Source organism: Janthinobacterium saanense (assembly GCF_014200675.1).
In the GTDB taxonomy this organism is placed as follows: domain Bacteria; phylum Pseudomonadota; class Gammaproteobacteria; order Burkholderiales; family Burkholderiaceae_D; genus Janthinobacterium.
In genome coordinates, this window is record NZ_JACHCI010000046.1 from 1 (window position 1) to 1187 (window position 1187).

Sequence of the window (1187 nt, forward strand, 5' to 3'; positions counted from 1 at the left end):
GGAAACGCTGATTTATTCTTCGGCTGCCGTTCACGGCAGCGCGCCGAACTGAGACAATAGCGACACGTTCATTGCCCCACCGCCGACCATGCAAAAGAGCTTCTCCGACCTTGAATACGCCGCCAAGAAGAAACTCACGCGGCGCGACCGCTTCCTGGCCGAAATCGACAGCGTGACGCCGTGGGGCAAGCTGCACAAGCTGATCGAGCCGTTCTATCCCAAGGTCGAAGGCGCCGGGCGCCCGCCGATCGGACTGGCGCGCATGCTGCGCATGTACGTTGCCCAGCAGTGCTTTGGGCTGTCGGACGAAGGCATCGAGGACGCGGTCTACGACAGCCAGTCCATCCGCGCTTTCGTTGGCATTGACCTGGGCCGCGAGTCGGCGCCGGACGCGACGACGTTGCTGAAGTTCCGCCACCTGCTGGAAGCAAACGCGCTGACGCGGCAGATATTCGATACGATCAACGGACATTTGGCCGAGAAAGGCTTGATGATGCGTGAAGGCACCATCGTGGATGCTACGTTGATCGCCGCGCCACCATCCACCAAGAACAAGGACGGCAAGCGCGATCCTGAAATGCACCAGTCGAAGAAAGGCAATGACTGGCACTTCGGCATGAAAGCACATATCGGCGTGGACGCCGCGTCGGGTCTGGTTCACACGCTTGTCGGCACGGCTGGCAATGTCGCCGACGTGACCCAGGCGCACGCGCTGCTGCATGGCGATGAAGTCGCCGCGTTGGGTGATGCTGGCTATCAGGGCGTGGAAAAGCGGCCTGAAAACATCGGCAAACCGGTCACCTGGCATGTGGCCATGAAGCGTTCCAAACGCAAGGCGCTGCCCAACAACAAACTGGGACGCCTGACGGAAAAGCTGGAACATCTGAAAGCGAGCGTGAGGGCGAAAGTCGAGCACCCGTTTCATGTCATCAAGAACTTGTTCCGTCATCGTAAAACGCGCTATCGCGGCCTGACCAAGAATACAGCACAGCTGTTCACCTTGTTCGCCTTCGCCAATCTGCTGCTGGCTGGCAGGCGCTTTACGATCAGCGAATCCCGTAGTCCGTCCTGATGACCGAAAGACGCGAAGCATCGCGTCAAATCGACCGAAAATACGCTTGATCGACTTACTGTTCGACCATTTGGCGCGTCAATTTCGCTAGGAAAGCGAATTGATCAGCGCTTCC

The 1187-nt window shown here is 58.6% G+C and carries 1 protein-coding gene; it reads left to right on the forward strand.

The features are described from left to right. The first annotated feature begins 88 nt into the window (after positions 1-88). Positions 89-1072: an IS5 family transposase gene (locus tag HDE72_RS27550; RefSeq protein ID WP_183748785.1), complete on the forward strand. Its 984-nt coding sequence runs from the start codon at positions 89-91 to the stop codon at positions 1070-1072. The last annotated feature ends 115 nt before the right edge of the window (positions 1073-1187 follow it).

What these genes read in the sequence shown, in the direction of transcription:
- HDE72_RS27550 (WP_183748785.1), top strand. Translation starts at nt 89, where the DNA reads ATGCAAAAGAGCTTCTCCGACCTTGAATACGCCGCCAAGAAGAAACTC.